The organism is Cryobacterium sp. Y62, from assembly GCF_002929785.1.
Lineage (GTDB): Bacteria > Actinomycetota > Actinomycetes > Actinomycetales > Microbacteriaceae > Cryobacterium.
Map to the genome: position 1 here is coordinate 1 of NZ_PJJK01000065.1, position 17,151 is coordinate 17,151.

Genomic DNA, 17,151 nt, shown 5'->3' on the forward strand with positions numbered 1-17,151 from the left:
TTCGCCATGCTGCGAGACGGCACCCTCTACGAAACTGAACACCAACTCGCTGCTTGACAAAAACATAGGGGCACCCCCCCGCGCCAGCCTCGACCGCGTCATCATCAACAATTTCGACGCGCTCAACCAGAGCCTTAGGGAAAAGACCATCGTTGTCAGTGGTGGAAACCACACCCAATTATCTCATAATCAACCGTTAAAGTCCTGGTCAAACCCTAAAAAACAGCGAGAAATTCACCGAAAACTACTACTAACTCACACTCCTAGAGGACGACGTGCATCGCCCGGGCGGCATCCGTAATGGAACCGGTGAGTGAAGGGTAGACCGGGAAGGTGCGAGCGACCTCGTCGACCGTGAGCCGGTGCTCGACGGCGAGGGCCAGTGGGAAGATGAGCTCGCTGGCCTTGGGTGCCACGATGACGCCGCCGATGACAGTTCCACTGCCGGTACGGGCGAAGAGCTTCACGAAGCCGTCCTTGATTCCCATCATTTTTGCCCGCGGGTTCACGGCAAGTGGCAACTTGTAGATGTCGCCCTGGGCGAGGCCGTCTTCGATCTGCTTCTGGGTGTAGCCGACGGTCGCGATTTCAGGCTGGGTGAAGATGTTCGCGGCGACGTTGCGGATCTCGATCGGGTTGACGATGTCACCCATCGCGTGGAACACCGCGGTGCGGCCCATCATCGATGCAACGGATGCCAGCGGGATCTCCGTCGTGCAGTCCCCGGCCGCGTAGATGTTCGGAATGGAGGTGCGGGCGACCCTGTTGACCTGGATATGCCCGGACTCGGTGATCTGCACGCCAGCCTGCTCGAGGCCAATATTCGCGGTATTCGGAATAGACCCGACGGCGATGAGGCAGTGGCTGCCCTCGACCGTGCGTCCGTCTTCGAGGGTCGCGACGACACCGGTCTTGGAGCGCTTGACCGAGGCGGCGCGCGACTTCGACAACACGGTCATGCCGTTGCGCTTGAACACGTTCTCGATCACGTTGGCGGCATCGACGTCTTCACCAGGCAGCACCTGATCACGGCTGGAGATCAGGGTGACCTTCGCACCGAGGGCGCGGTAGGCGGAGGCGAACTCCGCTCCAGTGACGCCGGAACCGACGACAATGAGGTGTTCGGGAAATGCCTTGAGGTTGTAGAGCTGGGTCCAGGTGAGAATGTGCTCGCCGTCCGGCAGCGCCGAGGACAGCACGCGCGGGCTGGCTCCCACCGATACGACGATGGTGTCGGCCTCGATGCGGTCGAAGTCCGTTGCGGTATCGTCGCCGGAAGTGGCCACGACGATGGCGTTGGTACCGTCGAGGCGCCCGTGACCCTGCACGTAGCGCACACCAGCCCGGATGAGCGTGGCCTTCATGTCTTCGGACTGCTGACGCGCCAGGGCGAGGAGGCGCTTGTTCACGGCGGCCAGGTTGATCGCGACCTCGGGTCGCAGCGGCTTGCCGGTTTCCCCGCGCACGAAGAACTGCACACCGAGGTCGGTGGCTTCTCCGATGGAGTTCGACGCCTCGGCGGTGGCGATGAGGGATTTGGAGGGGACAACATCCGTTATCACGGCCGAACCGCCGACACCGACGCTTTCGATGAGGGTGACGTCTGCACCCTGCTGTGCTCCGGCGATGGCCGCTTCGTATCCGCCGGGCCCTCCACCTAATACTGCGATGCGTTGCTTGCGTTCGAACTCATAGGCCATGTACTCCATTCTCGTGGCCCGCGCACCCCCCGCCAAACCGCGGGTACGCTCTTATCGCCCAAATTCTCCCTAGAAACGGCTAATTCGAGCCGTATTGTCGCCAGAGTGCCGGTTCGGCGCGCCGATGAGCAGAATTCGTGCAAAATCTCCGCATGGTTGGCGGGGGTTCTAGAGTAGTGAAATGTTCACGAACGAGATCAACCCGTTAGACCTGCCCGAAACTGACCCGTTTGAGGCAGCTCGGTCGGCCGCAGCGGAGATCGCCGGCATCACGGGAGTGCCTCGGCACGACATCGCCCTGACACTCGGCAGCGGCTGGGCCAAGGCGGCCGACCTCATCGGCGAGACGACGCACACCGTGGCCGCAGCCGACATCACCGGGTTCAGCGCCCCCGCGCTGGCTGGCCACGCCGGCACCCTGCGCTCGATTCTGCTGCCCGGCGGCAAGCGCGCGCTCGTGATCGGTGCCCGCACGCACTACTACGAGGGTCACGGCGTGCGCCGGGTCGTGCACAGTGTGCGCACGGCAGCGGCGACCGGAGCGACGACGATGATCCTGACCAACGGGGCCGGCGGCATCCGTGAATCGTGGAAGCCGGGAACGCCGGTACTGATCAGCGATCACATCAACCTGACCTTCGATTCGCCGATCGAGGGCGCAAATTTCGTTGACCTGACCGATCTGTACTCGAAGCGGTTGCGTGATGTCGCGCGTGGCATCGACCCTTCCATCGACGAGGGCGTGTACTGCCAGTTTCGCGGGCCGCACTATGAGACGCCCGCCGAGGTGCAGATGGCCAAGGCGATCGGCGGCCACATCGTGGGCATGTCGACCGCGCTTGAGGCCATCGCAGCCCGGCAGGCCGGCATGGAGGTGCTGGGTCTTTCGCTCATTACCAACCTCGCCGCCGGCATTCAGCCGACGCCGCTGAGCCATGGCGAGGTCATCGAGGCCGGCGCCCTGGCCGAACCGGTGATCAGCGCGCTCCTCGCGCGGATCGTGGCTGCGCTGTGAGCGGCTCGGATCGCGTCAACGCCCGGCAGCCGGTCGAACGTAGCGGCGGTCGCCACTCCGGCCCGCCAGCGGATGCGACTGCTCACGTCACCGCCGCCGACCCGGCCGACGAGACCGAGACTCCCACCCGCGCCCTCCCGATCGTGCAGGACAGCGACGACGCCGGCTCAGAACCGACGGTCGCCATTCCGACCATCACAACCGACGACGCTGATATCGACGACCTTGCGACCGCGCCGGTTGCCCACGAAACCCCGGAGACCCCGACCGACCGCACCGCAGCGCTGTTGCAGGCCGCGCGGGCCTGGCTCAACCAGGACCCAGATCCGGAGACGCAGGCGCAGTTGCGCGCTCTCATCAATGCCGGCGGAGACGGCGACAGCGCAGCGCTGTCCGATCTGCATTCCCGTTTCGATACCCGGCTCGCCTTCGGCACGGCCGGGCTGCGCGGTGAGATTTCCGCCGGACCGAACCGCATGAACCGCGTACTCGTCTCGCAGGCCGCCGCCGGCCTGGCTACCTACCTGCTGCGACACGCTGCGCCCGGGGTGACCCCGTCGGTCGTCATCGGCTACGACGGACGCAAGAATTCACACGTCTTCGCGACCGACACCGCGGCGGTGATGGCGGGCGCGGGAGTGCGCGCCATCCTCTTGCCACGGCTGCTGCCCACGCCCGTGCTCGCCTTCGCCGTACGGCATCTCGACGCAAGCTGCGGCGTGATGGTTACGGCCTCGCACAACCCTCCGAACGACAACGGCTACAAGGTGTATCTGGGCGGCGTGAACAATGGCGCGCAGATCGTCTCCCCCGACGACAAAGCCATCTCGGACGAGATTCTGCGCGTCGCCGCCGACGAGCACGTGCCGCACCTGCCGCGCGCCAGCTACGAGACCGCCGAAGAAACCGTTGTCCAGGCATACATCGCCGAAACGGCCAGCATTGCCCACACGCCGCGGGCGCAGGTGAACTCGGTGTACACCGCCATGCACGGCGTCGGCTGGGACACCACCCGCCGCGTGCTCGAAAAATCCGGTTTCGACCTGCCGACCCTGGTCGACGCGCAGATCGCGCCCGACGCGGCCTTTCCTACCGTCGCCTTTCCGAACCCTGAAGAGCCCGGCGCGATGGACCTCGCCTACGAGACCGCGCGTGAGGTGAATGCCGAGCTCATTATCGCCAACGATCCCGACGCCGACCGGCTTGCCGTCGCCATCCCCGACATCTCGAGCGTGAGCGGTTATCGCCGGCTCAGCGGCAACGAGGTCGGAGCGATTCTGGGCTGGCGCGCCGCGGCCCTGGCTACTCCTGACGTCTCAGACCCGGGCGCTCTCGCTTGCTCGATCGTGTCATCGCCGGCTCTGCACGCGGTAGCGGATGCCTACGGCCTGCGTTTCGTCGAAACCCTTACCGGGTTCAAATGGGTATCGCGGGTTCCGGGCTTGGTTTACGGTTTCGAAGAGGCGCTCGGATACCTGGTCAACCCGGATAGCGTGCGCGACAAGGACGGTATCTCGGCAGCCGTCGCCCTGCTGTCGCTGGTCAGCGACCTCAAGTCGGAAGGAACGACCCTCGCTGGCTACCTTGAACGGTTCAGCGAGAAGTTCGGACACTACGCCTCTGGGCAGATCTCGGTGCGGGTCTCCGAAGTCTCCACGATCGCCCTGGTCATGACACGCCTGCGGGAATCCCCGCCGACCCATGTCGGACGCATTCGTGTCGACGAGATCGACGACTTTCGGTGGGGGCTGGGTGACCTGCCGCCGAGTGACGTGTTGCGCATCCGTTTGACCGACGGATCGCGCGTCATGGTGCGCCCGAGCGGTACCGAACCCAAGCTCAAGGTGTATATCGACACCCGCAGCACGGTCGGCACGCTGGTCGAGCGCCGTGCCGCGGCGCAGGCGGCCCTCGATGAGCTCGACCGCGGGATGCGCGCGCTGATCGAGTAGGTGGGGCAACCACTCGCCGGGCCCACCTTAGGGTTCTAGGCCCGGGACCGGAAGCAATGGTGACGGCGACGGTTAGCGGAGCAGGGACACCGCCCGGGCGATGACGAGGGCCAGCAGCACGAAACCTCCGAAGGACTCTAGCCCCATAAGCGCTTTGGCGCGCAACGACAGCGGCATCGTGTCGGTCGGGCTAAACGCCATGGAATTCGACAGCGAGAAGTAGACATAGTCGAAGAACGACGCGACCCAGCCGGTGCGCTGCGACGATCTCGCGGCTACCTCCTCGATGGCGTCGTGGTCTTCGTCCTGCGGAAAGCGAAAGTCGGCCGGGGGAAAGTCTGCCCGATCGGCGTGACGCCTCGAGACCGGGCCGCCGCGGTCGAGTTCCCAGTAGACCAGGGCGAACGCGATGACGTTGGTCACCCACACCTGCAGGGCCGCGAGCAGCAGGGTCGGCCCGTCATTCTTGTCGCCCGAGGTGAGCTGGATTACGAGCTGAACGAGTGCGACCTCGTTGGCCGCGACCAGCAGCACGGCCTGACCGGTCGCGAGGTATTTCGACCAGCGAGTTTCACGGTGTAGTCGGTACGGGTTGAGGGCGAGGAGCGGTATCAGCATGGCAAGTCCGATGGCGACGACCGTGTACCGCAGGCCGGGCAGGAATGTGCTCGGCAAGGTGGCATACAGCGTGAGTGCAACAAACAACCCCAGTACGGCCGGCCACCGGTGCTCGGCCCGTGCGCCCTGTTTCACACTGTCGCTCATGCGCTGAGCATAGGCCCGTGGCGCGTTATGCACCGCACCAGGCGAACTTCAATGCGCTGGCGAGAACCGGCGCCCGGCGCCAGGCCCCAAACACGGAGGTGACGGTAGGTGTCGTCGACGTCGCGGCCGCCGGTGATTTGCCAGATCTTCGCGACCGGATCGGGGCTAGGAACCCAGCGCGATGGCGAGCTTAGCGACGAGTTCGTCGACGTCGAAATAGTTGTTGATGACGATCACGTCGGCATTGGTCTTGCCAATCGCGCCGACGAGCTCCGACGAACTCAGGATGACCTGGGCATCAGCGGCAACAGAGCGCACGCCGGCAACATCGGTTGCCTGCACGCTCGCCTCGATCTCGAGCCGCTCGAGCGCGCGCTCGGCGTTGACCTTGAGAATGGCCGAAGTGCCGAGGCCGATGCCGCACATCACGACGATCTTCACGAGAAGACGCTCTGCACGAATTCAGCGGTGGTCGCGCCGGCCAGCGCCGGAATCACCGCAGGGTCATTGAACACGTTGGCGAGTTCGGCGACGAACTGCAGGTGGTCGTCGGCGCCGGTCACGGCCAGGCCGACGATCACGCTGACCGGGTCGTTGTGCGGGTGCCCGAAGTCGACCGGCTCGGCCAAGGTGACGACGCAGAGACCGTCGGTGAGAACATCCGCTCCCGGACGGGCATGCGCGAGCGCGAGCCCAGGCGCGATCACGATGTAGGCACCGAATTCATGAATCACCGCGATCATGCGATCGGTATAAGCGGGTGTGGCGGCTCCGGAACGCACGAGGGCGTCGCCGGCGGCCGTGATGGCCGCCGTCCAGTCGTCAACGTGCGCGCCGATCGTGATGGCGTCAAGCGGAAGGTGCGGAAGTGACATGGTTACTTTCGGTTGTGGGGCGGTGCTGGGCGAGCCAGCCGGCCCTCCAGAACGGTACTAGGCGTCGCCGAAACCCGCTTCGATGGCTTCGACGAGTTCTTCGCGGTCTTCCAACGGCAGAAAAGCCGCGTGGGCAGCGTTGAGCTGGAAGATCTCGAGGTCGCCGAGGTCGTAACCGAAGGCATCCGAGAGCAGAGCGAGTTCCTGGGACAGGGTGGTGTCGCTCATCAGACGGTTGTCAGTGTTGACGGTGACCTTGAAACCGAGCTGGTACAGCAGGTCGAAGGGGTGGTCGAAGAGCTCCTCACCCCAGGCGGCGACCGCTCCGGTCTGCAGGTTCGAGGACGGGCTCAGCTCGAGCGTGATCTCACGGTCGCGCACCCACTGGGCGACCGGTCCGAGGGTGACGAAGGTGTTGTCGTCGTCTTGGCGTTCGATGGTGACGTCTTCGGCGAGGCGAACGCCGTGGCCGAGGCGCAGCGCGCGGCCGTCGAACAGGGCACCCCGGATGCTGTCCAGCCCGTCGGCCTCGCCGGCGTGCACGGTGACCGGCATGAACTCGCGGGCCAGCAGGTCGAAGGCGCCACGGTGATTGCCGGCCGGGAAGCCGGCCTCGGCGCCGGCGATGTCGAAGCCGACGACGCCGTCGAAGCGATAGCGCACGGCGAGTTCGGCGATTTCAAGGCTGCGGTTGGCGTGACGCATCGCCGTGATGAGCTGGCCGATACGGATGCTGCGGCCCGACTGCTCGACGTTCTCGATGCCGGCTTCGATGCCGTCCTGCACGGCTTCGACGACCTCGTTCAAGGTAAGGCCGCGAGCCAGGTGCTGCTCGGGAGCCCAGCGAATCTCACCGTAGATGACGCCGTCATCGGCGAGGTCCTCGACGAATTCGCGGGCGACCCGGCTGAGGCCCTCGCGGGTCTGCATCACTGCGGTGGTGACGTCGAAGGTCTTGAGGTAATCCACGAGCGAGCCGGCGTTGGACTGATCGGAGAACCACTCGCCGAGCGCGTCGGCATCCGTTGTGGGAAGCACGAAGCCGATGGAGTCGGCTAGTTCGATGATCGACTGCGGACGCAGCCCGCCGTCGAGGTGGTCGTGCAGGGAGATCTTGGGCAGGGTATTGATGCTCGTGCCGCCGCCGGGCATGAGGAATTCCTCGATCAAAGTCATACGAACAAGCTCCTCGGTACGGGGACGGGTGTGAACTACAACCGCTCGCCCAGCTTATCGGAGCGCCTCTGCACGGACCATGAGTAATACGGCGAGCGAATGCCGCGGGTGAGTGTTGCAGCGGTTTGGCGTGTGGCGTGTGGCGTTTGGCGTTTGGTCGAAGGGCAGACCTTCTCGTTGCCGATTATGGGGTGTGCTGGAACCCTCTTCGGGCGCTGAGCTCGAAGTGTGGTGAGCGGGCAGCACTGCGGCGCCTGTCGCATCACGCCGCGCGGGAGCTGCGCCAGTGCGCGGGCGTCGCGCGAAGCGGCTCGACACCCGCGTCACGTCAAATCGTCGTCGCAGCCGGCACTGTCGGCCACCCGTGAATACGCCCGGGGCCGCGGCCCGCCGCGTGACTTCCCTTGGTCGACCGGGTTGGATGGAACACACGACGACCCGGAGATTCATGACGAAGACAACGCACCCGAACGACATCACCGTTCCCGACCTGCACGGCAAGCTCGCCGTAGTCACCGGCGCCAACAGCGGCCTCGGATTCGGCCTCACCGGGCGCCTCGCGCAGGCCGGGGCCGAGGTCGTCCTCGCCGTGCGTAACGAAGAGAGAGGCACCGCGGCCGCAAACAGCATTCGCGAGCAGACCCCGGAGGCGACCCTGAGCATCCGTCATCTGGATCTGGCCTCGCTCTCGAGCATCGCCGGTTTCGGTGCGGAACTCACGAAAGAGGGACGCCCGATCGACCTGCTGCTCAACAACGCCGGCCTCATGATGCCGCCGGTGCGCGACGAGACCGAAGACGGATTCGAGCTGCAGTTCGGTACCAATCACCTCGGCCATTTCGCGCTCACCGCACACCTTCTGCCCCTGCTGCGGGCTGCCGGGACCAGCCGGGTCGTGAGCCTCTCGAGCTTGATTGCCCGCACCGGTCGCCTCGATTTCAACGACCTGCAGGGCCTGCGCTATCGGGCACACCGGGCCTACGGACTCTCCAAACTCGCCACGCTCATGTTCGCCCGCGAGCTGAACCGACGCAGCGTCGTCGACGGCTGGGGCGTGCGCAGCGTTGCCGCGCACCCGGGTGCGACCGTCACCAACCTGCAGATCTCCGGTCCCACCCACAACGGTGCGTCGGCCCGGCTCTTTCTCGCCGCTAACTCGGCTTCGCACCATATCGGCTGGCTGTGGCAGCAGATCGACCAGGGTATCCTCCCTGCCCTGTACGCGGCGACCAGCCCGGCGGCGGCCGGCGGCGGCTACTACGGCCCTGGCGGGTTCGGCGAGCTCACCGGCGCCCCCGCACCCGCCAAGCTGCCCCCGCAATCACTCAGAGAAGCGGATGCCCGCCTCCTCTGGTCGATCTCGGAGGAACTCACCGGAGTGACCTACCCAACCGCCTAGTAAAGCCACCCCTGCGCCCGACAGAACCCAAATCAGCCCCGCACCGAGCGCCTACCAACCGACCACGAGCCGCACCACACCCACGGTTCAGCTGTCAATCACGTTCACCAGCACCCGGGCCAGGCGCCGGCGGATGATGTGGTCGTTGGCCTCGACCCTGTGCATGGTAACGTGGCGCATCCGCTCAATGATGGTCATGCTGCCGTGCGCGATGAACGCGTCCAGCGCGCCGTAGATCACGTCGACCGGTACCTCGAGGCTCGCGATATCGCTCACCACGGTTTGCGATTCGATGCAGTGCTCCATCGACTTGATGAACGGCGTCCAGGTCTTCTCGGTCAGCTCGAAGGTGCCCTTGGGCAGCAGCCGTGTGATGATCGACGCGTTGGCGAGCGTGAAGTCCTTGTTGGCGCGCAGAAAATCGTAGGCCCGAAGGTAGGCGCTGACCCGCGCCTTGACCCGCGGATCCCCAATATCGCTCGGCGAAACGTAGACCGGCGGACCGACCAGCACCATGCGCGACACCGTGCCGCTGCCAGTCAGCCTCCGCCAGGCGCTCGCCCCCAGGCCCTGCCCCTGCATCGCGGCGTAGCGGGTGCTGATCAGGCTGCCGAGAGAGTGGCCGACCAGCACGAACGGCTCGCGCAGTTTCAATGAGCGGATGGTCGCGGCCAGGGCCCCGACATGATCCTCCAGCCGGTACTCGCAGCCATCCGGTGCCGGTGACTGCCCGAAGCCCAGAATGTCCACCGCGATCACCCGATGATTCGGGGTGAGCAGCGGGATCACCTCGTAGAAGGTAATCGAAGACGACGCGATGCCGTGCACAAGAATGACAACCGGGCCGGTACCGGCATCCGTTGCCACGTGCAACAGCGGTGGGCGGGACCGACGCACTCTGCGCATCCGTTTTGCGCACCAGGTCATGTGCTAATTATCGTCGCGCAGCGTGGCCTTGAAGTCGTTCTTGGACTCGGTGGCAGTGCGCTCGGCCTCGGCGTGCTTGACCTCACCCTCGGCCTTCTTCACCTTGGCGTCGGCCTTGGCCTCGTCGACCCGGTCTTCGATGCGGTCCTTGGCGTCATCTGCCGCCCGGCCGATTTTTTTGCCGGTGGCATCGAGCGCATCCTTGGCATCGTCTACGAATCCCATGTTGTCCTCCTGGTCGAGTTTGCAGTCGGGCTGAACCGCCGACTCCCTGACCATACTTCGGGGGGTAGGCACCGAGTCCCAATTGTGATCCGACTCCCAGACTGCCCCCAGACAGCGCGCCCACCCCGCTCGGTACGGTGAATCATGAGACGAACCTGGGGTGTGATCGCGGTCCTGCTGGCGACCGTGTTGTTGGCGGGATGCACGGCGAATAGTGGTTCGGTGAGCACGGACTCATCGGAGGGCACGGGCTCGTCGAATGGCGTCGTCGGCGGGGCCGCGCCGGAACAGGGCTTTTCGGACGACAAGGCCGCCACCGAAAGCGTCGTTACCGGCAGCACCGGCGACGTGAACACGTCCAACCGCGATGTCATAACCACCGGGTCCGTATCGATCACGGCCACCGACCCGGTCGCGGCGAGCGAATCCGCCGTCACCATCACCGAACAGGCCGGCGGACGCGTCGACAGTCGCAGCGAAAACCCGGGCACCCCCAGTCAGCCGGCAAGCGCTAACCTCACCCTGCGCATTCCGTCGGACGAACTCGACCGTACCCTGGCCGAGCTCAAGAAACTCGGTCGGCTCAACTTCGTCTCGCTCAACGCCCAGGATGTGACACAGCAGAGCCAGGACCTCGACGCCCGGATCACGGCTCTGACCACCTCGGTCGACCGGTTACTGGCGCTGATGGCCTCGGCGACGAGCACAACCGACCTGATCAGCATCGAAGACGCTTTGTCGAGTCGGCAGGGTGAGCTCGAAAGCCTGCAGTCTCAGCGCGACTTTCTCGCCGATCAGATCGATTATTCGACCGTCCAGCTCGAATTGGTAACGGAGGGCACCGTGGCCTCCGGCGGCCCCGACAACTTCTGGACCGGCATCATCGCCGGTTGGACGGCCCTTGTCGCCGCCCTCGGCGGCCTGCTGATCGGCCTCGGAGTGGCCCTGCCCTGGCTCATCATGCTGGCAATTTTCGGGGCAATTGTGCTGCTGATCGCGCGGGTGTTCGCGCGGCGGCGCAAGGCTGCATAGGCTTGTCTCTGTGACCGAGTTTTTCCCTGCTAGGGCCCTGCCCGAAACCTCTCCGGCAGCGCCCGTTTTTGTACCCGCGACCCAGCCGGTGCTGTCTGACCAACTGCTGGCCAGAATCCGCTCAAGGGCCGCCGGGTATGACTGGGCCAACGCCTTCTTCACCGAAGATCTCGAGGTGCTCGTCGCTGCCGGCTACCTGCGCGCCCTCGTGCCGGTGCAGTTCGGCGGACTCGGCCGCACCCTGCAGCAGAGCGTGCGCGAGCAGACCCGGCTCGCCGCCCACGCCCCGGCCACCGCCCTCGCTGTGAATATGCACCTGATTTGGACCGGTGTTGCTGCCAGCCTGCACGCACAGGGCGACCACTCGCTCGATTTTCTGCTCGAGGAAGCCGGCCACGGCGAGATCTTCGGCTTCGGCGTGAGCGAACCCGGCAACGACCTGGTGCTGTTCAGCTCGCAAACGGATGCCCTCCCCCAGGCCGATGGTGGTTACCGGTTCACCGGCACCAAGGTGTTCACCTCACTCTCCCCCGCCTGGACCCGACTTGGCACCCTCGGCCTGGATTCCTCCGACGCGACTGACCCCGCGATCGTCTGGGCGTTTCTCGATCGAGCGGATGCCGGCATCCGCTCGAAAGACGACTGGGATACCCTCGGCATGCGCGCCAGCCAGAGCCAGAGCACCGTGCTCGATGGCGCTCTGGCCCGCCCCGACCGGGTCGTGCGCCGGCTGCCGGTCGGCCCGAACGGCGACCCGCTCGTCGCTGGCATCTTCGCCAACTTTGAAATTCTGCTCAGCGCCGTGTACACCGGAATCGGCCAGCGCGCGCTCGAACTCGCCGTCGCGGGCGCACACCGGCGCACCTCGCTGAAGAACGACGGGCGCACGCACGCCCAGGATCCGGTCGCGCGGTGGCGGGTCGGGGACCTCGTCATTGCGATGGATGGCATCTATCCGCAGATCGACGCCCTCGCCCGGGCGGTCGACGAGCGTTCGTTCACGGTCGGACCGGCCTGGTTCGCGCAGCTCTCCGGGCTCAAATACCGGGCCACCCAAAACGCCAAGTTCGTCGTCGATACCGCAGTGCAGGTTGCCGGCGGCTCCGCCTACGCCACATCCTCCGAATTGGCCCGGCTCTACCGCGACGTGCTCGCGGGTTTCTTCCACCCCTCCGACGCGGACTCCGCGCACGGCACCGCCGCAGCATCCGTTCTCGGACCCCTCGATTTGCCCACCTCATGAGTTTCAGTAAAACCACCGCCATCACCCTCGACCACTCCGGCTATACCCGGGCCGTGCTCGACCTCACCATGCGTCTCGCCGAGGTTATCTTCACCGCCGGCGCCGGCGCCGAAGACGCGACCGCCGCCATGATCGCACTCACCCGAGCCTACGGGCTCAAGGGCACCGACGCGAACATCACGCACACCATCATCACGCTCACGCAGGAAGACCCGGCGACGCACGAGTCGATCACCCGCAGCCGCAACGTGAAGTACCGCTCCCTCGACTATTCCAAGCTCACCGCCACCTCGGAGCTGATCGCGGACATCATCGAGAAGCCGATCGAGGTCGCCGAGGCCCGCAAGATCCTCGCCACCATCGTCAGCTCCAAGCCGCAGGTACCCAAACAATGGCGCCGCATCGGCTGGAGCCTGGTCGGCGCCGGCGCCGCCGTGCTGATCGGCGGCGGTCCGACGGTGATCGTGGCCGCGTTCATCGCGACCTGGATCATCGACTGGGCCACTTCGGCGCTCGACCACCACCAGGTTCCGCTGTTCTACCAAACCGTGGTCGGCGGTGCGGTCGGCCCGCTCGTCGCCGCGATCGTGCGGGTGATCGACCCAACGGCCAACCCCTCGCTCGTGGTCGTTGCCACCATCATTATGCTGCTGGCCGGTGTCACCACCTTCGGTGCCGTGCATGACACACTGTCGGGGTTTTACCTGACCGGCACCGCCCGGCTGGTCGAAGCGCTGCTGATCACGGCGGGCCTGGTCACCGGAGTCTCGGGCTCTGCGCTGTTCCTGGCCCGGTTCGGTCTGCTGCTCGAGATCGACTCGAACCCGATCGTGACGATCGGCGTACTGCCGGTGCTGCTCGTGGCGGCCCTGGTCATCGTGATCGGCTTCGCGCTGGCCGTGCAGGTGCCCTGGCGGGCGATCTGGGTGGTCTGCGTGCTCGGCGCGCTCGCCGAATTTCTGTTCGTGGCTGCGATGGCCGGCGGATTCGGCCTGGTCTGGGCCTCGGCGGCGAGCGCCCTCGGCGTCGGCCTGCTCGCGGCGGTCGCGGCGCGCATGGTGCGCACGCCTCCGCTCGTGATCATGGTGACGGCGCTCGTGCCGCTCGTGCCCGGACTCACCCTGTTTCGCGGGCTGCTCCAGCTCTCCGAGGGCGATATCAATGGTCTGCTCGCGCTGCTCACCGCTGCCGGCATCGCGATGGCCCTCGCCGCCGGCGCACTGCTGTCCCAGTACATTGTGCAGATCGTCTGGGGCCCGGCTCGCCGACTGCAGCGCCGCTTCGTCGGACCGCTCATGGCTCTGCCGGTGCGACGCGGCCGCGACGCAACCAAGCGCATTTAGCGCGTGCGGCAGCATCCGCTGTCAAACGGATGCCGCAGCACGCGTCAGTTGGGAACGTCCGCCTCGTCCGCTTCGATGTGGTCTTCCTCGACGAATCGATACGGGATGGGCTCGTCAGTTTCGCGGCCACGCTTATAGGTGCGCGTGATCGTTTCGGTGTCTTCGACCGCTTCGAGCACCAGCACGTTCTGATACTCACCGTCGATGTATTCCAGTTCAACCTCGGTTCCGGCGGCAATCGGGTTGGGTCCAAAGAGAACTGCCCGGTAAGTGGCGCTGTGGCTCATGACGTTACCTTTCGACGAACGGGTTCACTGTAGCGCCAGCATACGACACACCGACAGCCGTGCACAGGGCTCCGACCGGGTTCGACGGTTCCGGTAACGCGGTCGGCTGCAGAGATGACGGATGCCGCAAACCCGCGTATTCTCGAGGAGACGGAGCCCCACGGCTCGGCGCGAAGGAGTACACAATGGCTGACAAATCACCGAAAAAGGACGCAACCAAGAAGGTTGCCGACAAGTCCCTCAAGGAAAAGAGGGCCGACAAGAAGGCGAAGTCTGAAGAGACCGCTTCTCGGGCCCGCAAGAGCTAGGTTCTGCATCTTCTCGGTGCTTCTGGTACGACGTACCCTGGCACCACGCGCTGCATCTGGCGCTCGAGGTGCCGCCACGATAGTGGCGGCACCTTTTTTCGTCGGCATGACCGATAGCATCCGCTTGTGAAAGGACCAGCCATGACCCTGCCCACCGAAGACACCCGCGTGCTCTACCCGAGCGGCGCCGTCGACGCGCAGGCGACAGTGCTGCACTCCGAGCCGCTGCCGGACGGACGCTCAGCCGTGCTGCTCGATGCGACCTGCGTGCATCCGGTCGATGCTGGCTGGCCCGATCAGGGCCCTGACCAAGCCTTGCTGCATCACGGCGCCGCGTTCTGGCCGGTCGAGGACTGCATCGTCGGAGCGACCGACGGGGCTGCGCTGTATATCGGTGCGGATATTCCGGTAGCCAAAGGCACCCCGGGCTGGTCCTTCGTCGTGGTGCACGTCGTCGACGCGGCCGGATTGAACGCCGGCGATAGCGTCACGGTCGAGGTTGACGAGGGCCTGCGCGACGCCACGAGCGCCGGACACACCATCTGCCATCTGGCCTCCCTCGCCCTGAATGACGCTCTCGCCGAGCGGTGGAAAAAAGAGGTACGCCCCGACGCGCTTGGCCACCCCGACTTCGACGGCCTCGCCATCGACGAATCACTGATCGGCCAGAACGCGTCGGTTGATACCTATCGGCTCGGCAAATCCCTGCGCAAGAAAGGCTTCTCAGTCGACGGCTTCGCCGAGTCGCTCGCGTCGATCGAAGCGGCCATTAACACGACCCTCCTCGCGTGGACCGTGACGGATGCCGCAGTGCGCATCGACCGCGACGGTGATCTGTTGACGGATCGCCGCTACTGGGCCTGCGAACTGCCCAATGCGACCGTGCGCATCCCCTGCGGCGGCACCCATGTCGAGTCGCTCGGCACGCTCGGTGTCGTGACCGTGACGCTCGGCCTGCACGACCAAGACGGCACCGACGTGCTCACCATGAACACTTCCGCCACGCGTTAGTTTTCACGCATCCGGGGCAATTTGCGGGGACAATCGGGGCATCCATCACGCACCTTGCACGGTTAATCTGCGAGAGATTGCGCATTTCCGCCTCTAAGGGCACAATTCAGGGGTACCCGGTCAGAGAGGACCAGCCATGAGCATTGTCGTTGAGAGCCCGAAGATCGGCGGTACCGAAATGGATGCGCCCAGCCCCGAATTTTACACCGGCTCCACCACCGATTTCTTTTCCTACCAGGATTTCCTTACCGCTGACGAGCGGAATCTGGTAGCCACAGCCCGCGCGGTGTTCGAACGCGAGATTCGACCCGTCGTCGCCGAGCACTGGAACAACGAGACGTTCCCGTTTGAAATCATCCCCGCCCTGACTACCCTGAACCTCGTCGACCTGTGTGCGCGCGGCGACAATTTCTTGCTGCACGGGTTCATGACCGTCGAGCTCTCCCGCGTCGATGCCTCTATCTCGACCTTCGTCGGCGTGCACAGCGGCCTGTTCGCAGCGGCTATCGCCCAGCTCGGTACCGACGACCAGCGCGACCGTTACCTCGCTGATGCTGTCTCCCTGCGCAAGATCGGCGCGTTCGCGCTCACCGAACCGAACCACGGCTCCGATGTCTCGCGCAATATGGAGACAACCGCTACCCGCACGGGCGACTTTTGGACCCTGAACGGCGTCAAACGCTGGATCGGCAGCGGAACCTTCGCGGCCAATGTGCTGGTCTGGGCGCGCGACACCGCCGACGACCAGATCAAGGGCTTCATCGTCGACGCGACCTTAGACGGGTTCACTGCCGAGAAGATCGAGAACAAGATCGCCCTGCGCATTGTGCAGAACGCCACGATCACCCTGCAGAACGTTGTGGTCGCCGAACGCGACCGACTGCCCGGTGCAACGAGCTTTCGCGATACCAACCGGTTACTCACCAATTCGCGGGTCTGGGTCGGATGGCAGTCCGTAGGCCTGCAATTCGCCGCTTATGACTATGCGCTGCGCTACGCGCTCGAACGCCGACAATTCGGCAAGCCAATCGCCTCGTTCCAGCTCGTGCAAGAGAAGCTGGTGCGCATTCTCGAGAATGCGACCACATCGCTCGGCCTGATGGTGCGCATCGCCCAGCTGCAACAGGCTGGAACGCTGCGGCCGGAGCACGCCGCGATGGCCAAGGCTTCAGCCAGCGCGCGCATGCGCGAATCCGTGGCGCTGGGCCGTTCGGTGTTCGGCGGCAATGGCATCTCCACCGACTACGGCATGGCCCGCGTCTTCGCCGACGCCGAAGCCCTGTACACCTACGAGGGCAGCTACGAGGTCAATACCCTCGTGGTCGGCCGCGCGATCACGGGCATCTCCGCGTTTCAATAATAGGCCCCAAGGCATCCGCCCGCCGAGCTGTGACATTGCGCTGCCGGCGGGGTGTACTCCGGGTTCGAGAGTGCGTCCACCGGCAGCCGGGGCGCTGGCTTGGGCGCGACGACCGACGGCAGCGCTTCGAAGACGATTCCGAGGCGACGCCCGATGATGATGGCACCTATCTGCGCGCGGCCCAGATCGCTGACGCCAACGGGATCGTGCAGTTCACCACCGTCTGGCCTGGCTGGTATCGGGGCGGGACCGTGCACATTCGTTTGAAGGTGCACGTGAACAAGCCTTTGACGATCGAGACCACCACAGCGGGCTACCTGGGTTACATCAACCTGGATGTGGGCGCGGTCTGAAGTTTTAGCGGCCATCCGGTTAACGAGGTGTGAGTTTAGAACCATTTCAAGCGAATTTCTGGCTCAAACTCACACCTCGGCGAAGCGGATGCTGTTAGACGCGTTCGAAGATGGCGGCGAGTCCCTGCCCGCCTCCGATGCACATGGTTTCGAGGAGGTAGCGGCCTTCGGTGCGCTGCA

At 65.2% G+C, this 17,151-nt stretch carries 18 protein-coding genes; 10 read left to right on the forward strand and 8 right to left on the reverse strand.

The window, feature by feature from the left end; all coding sequences use genetic code 11:
- Positions 1-263: 263 nt before the first annotated feature.
- Positions 264-1,700, reverse strand: coding sequence for an NAD(P)H-quinone dehydrogenase (locus CXY71_RS01605; protein WP_104133977.1), 1,437 nt, complete (start codon positions 1,698-1,700; stop codon positions 264-266).
- A gap of 181 nt (positions 1,701-1,881) precedes the next feature.
- Between CXY71_RS01605 and CXY71_RS01610 the strand changes: the two genes are divergently transcribed.
- Positions 1,882-2,715 (forward strand): purine-nucleoside phosphorylase, encoded by an 834-nt coding sequence (locus CXY71_RS01610; protein ID WP_104133978.1) that lies wholly within the window; start codon positions 1,882-1,884, stop codon positions 2,713-2,715.
- A 284-nt stretch (positions 2,716-2,999) separates the two neighbouring features.
- Positions 3,000-4,667, forward strand: a complete 1,668-nt coding sequence (locus tag CXY71_RS01615; RefSeq protein ID WP_104133989.1) for a phospho-sugar mutase — start codon at positions 3,000-3,002, stop codon at positions 4,665-4,667.
- 72 nt (positions 4,668-4,739) lie between these two features.
- Here the strand turns inward: CXY71_RS01615 and CXY71_RS01620 are convergent, their stop codons facing one another.
- From CXY71_RS01620 to CXY71_RS01635, 4 genes are all read right to left on the reverse strand, one after another.
- A complete protein-coding gene (locus tag CXY71_RS01620) occupies positions 4,740-5,432 on the reverse strand; it encodes a hypothetical protein (protein WP_104133990.1) in 693 nt (230 codons plus the stop codon).
- Positions 5,433-5,597: 165 nt separating this feature from the next.
- Positions 5,598-5,873 carry a PTS sugar transporter subunit IIB gene (locus tag CXY71_RS01625; protein WP_104133979.1) on the reverse strand — a complete coding sequence of 92 codons (276 nt, stop codon included), beginning with the start codon at positions 5,871-5,873 and terminating at the stop codon, positions 5,598-5,600.
- Positions 5,870-6,307 carry a PTS sugar transporter subunit IIA gene (locus CXY71_RS01630; protein ID WP_104133980.1) on the reverse strand — a complete coding sequence of 146 codons (438 nt, stop codon included), beginning with the start codon at positions 6,305-6,307 and terminating at the stop codon, positions 5,870-5,872. Before CXY71_RS01630 ends, CXY71_RS01625 begins: the two co-directional genes overlap by 4 nt.
- Before the next feature lie 57 nt (positions 6,308-6,364).
- Positions 6,365-7,483, reverse strand: a complete 1,119-nt coding sequence (locus CXY71_RS01635; protein WP_104133981.1) for an adenosine deaminase — start codon at positions 7,481-7,483, stop codon at positions 6,365-6,367.
- Between the two features lie 448 nt (positions 7,484-7,931).
- Here CXY71_RS01635 and CXY71_RS01640 point away from each other — a divergent pair, with 448 nt between their 5' ends.
- Positions 7,932-8,882, forward strand: a complete 951-nt coding sequence (locus CXY71_RS01640) for an SDR family oxidoreductase (protein WP_104133982.1) — start codon at positions 7,932-7,934, stop codon at positions 8,880-8,882.
- An 87-nt stretch (positions 8,883-8,969) separates the two neighbouring features.
- On the opposite strand, the gene CXY71_RS01645 is transcribed toward CXY71_RS01640, so the two are convergent.
- The gene (locus CXY71_RS01645; RefSeq protein ID WP_233204330.1) at positions 8,970-9,749 is read right to left on the reverse strand and encodes an alpha/beta fold hydrolase; all 780 of its coding nucleotides are present in this window, start codon (positions 9,747-9,749) and stop codon (positions 8,970-8,972) included.
- A gap of 63 nt (positions 9,750-9,812) precedes the next feature.
- Entirely contained in the window at positions 9,813-10,034 is a 222-nt protein-coding gene (locus tag CXY71_RS01650; protein WP_104133991.1) for a hypothetical protein, read from the reverse strand.
- Positions 10,035-10,178: 144 nt separating this feature from the next.
- Between CXY71_RS01650 and CXY71_RS01655 the strand changes: the two genes are divergently transcribed.
- Genes CXY71_RS01655 through CXY71_RS01665 form a run of 3 tightly spaced genes read left to right on the forward strand, consistent with a single transcriptional unit; the run spans position 10,179 to position 13,652 of the window.
- Positions 10,179-11,066, forward strand: a complete 888-nt coding sequence (locus CXY71_RS01655) for a DUF4349 domain-containing protein (RefSeq protein ID WP_104133984.1) — start codon at positions 10,179-10,181, stop codon at positions 11,064-11,066.
- A gap of 37 nt (positions 11,067-11,103) precedes the next feature.
- The gene (locus CXY71_RS01660) at positions 11,104-12,309 is read left to right on the forward strand and encodes an acyl-CoA dehydrogenase family protein (protein ID WP_199184154.1); all 1,206 of its coding nucleotides are present in this window, start codon (positions 11,104-11,106) and stop codon (positions 12,307-12,309) included.
- The gene (locus CXY71_RS01665) at positions 12,306-13,652 is read left to right on the forward strand and encodes a threonine/serine exporter ThrE family protein (protein WP_104133985.1); all 1,347 of its coding nucleotides are present in this window, start codon (positions 12,306-12,308) and stop codon (positions 13,650-13,652) included. The genes CXY71_RS01660 and CXY71_RS01665 overlap by 4 nt, the downstream gene beginning before the upstream one ends.
- 44 nt (positions 13,653-13,696) lie before the next feature.
- Here CXY71_RS01665 and CXY71_RS01670 read toward each other — a convergent pair whose 3' ends face one another.
- Positions 13,697-13,939, reverse strand: coding sequence for a hypothetical protein (locus tag CXY71_RS01670; RefSeq protein WP_104133986.1), 243 nt, complete (start codon positions 13,937-13,939; stop codon positions 13,697-13,699).
- Between the two features lie 185 nt (positions 13,940-14,124).
- On the opposite strand from CXY71_RS01670, the gene CXY71_RS22290 reads away from it, so the two are divergent.
- The 4 genes from CXY71_RS22290 to CXY71_RS01685 all read left to right on the forward strand — a co-directional run bounded on the left by CXY71_RS22290 (position 14,125) and on the right by CXY71_RS01685 (position 16,971).
- Positions 14,125-14,247, forward strand: a complete 123-nt coding sequence (locus tag CXY71_RS22290) for a hypothetical protein (protein ID WP_255408738.1) — start codon at positions 14,125-14,127, stop codon at positions 14,245-14,247.
- Positions 14,248-14,388: 141 nt separating this feature from the next.
- Positions 14,389-15,258 (forward strand): metal-dependent hydrolase, encoded by an 870-nt coding sequence (locus CXY71_RS01675; RefSeq protein WP_104133987.1) that lies wholly within the window; start codon positions 14,389-14,391, stop codon positions 15,256-15,258.
- Between the two features lie 136 nt (positions 15,259-15,394).
- Positions 15,395-16,618, forward strand: a complete 1,224-nt coding sequence (locus tag CXY71_RS01680) for an acyl-CoA dehydrogenase family protein (RefSeq protein WP_368665846.1) — start codon at positions 15,395-15,397, stop codon at positions 16,616-16,618.
- A 29-nt stretch (positions 16,619-16,647) separates the two neighbouring features.
- Positions 16,648-16,971: a hypothetical protein gene (locus CXY71_RS01685; RefSeq protein WP_104133988.1), complete on the forward strand. Its 324-nt coding sequence runs from the start codon at positions 16,648-16,650 to the stop codon at positions 16,969-16,971.
- The last annotated feature ends 180 nt before the right edge of the window (positions 16,972-17,151 follow it).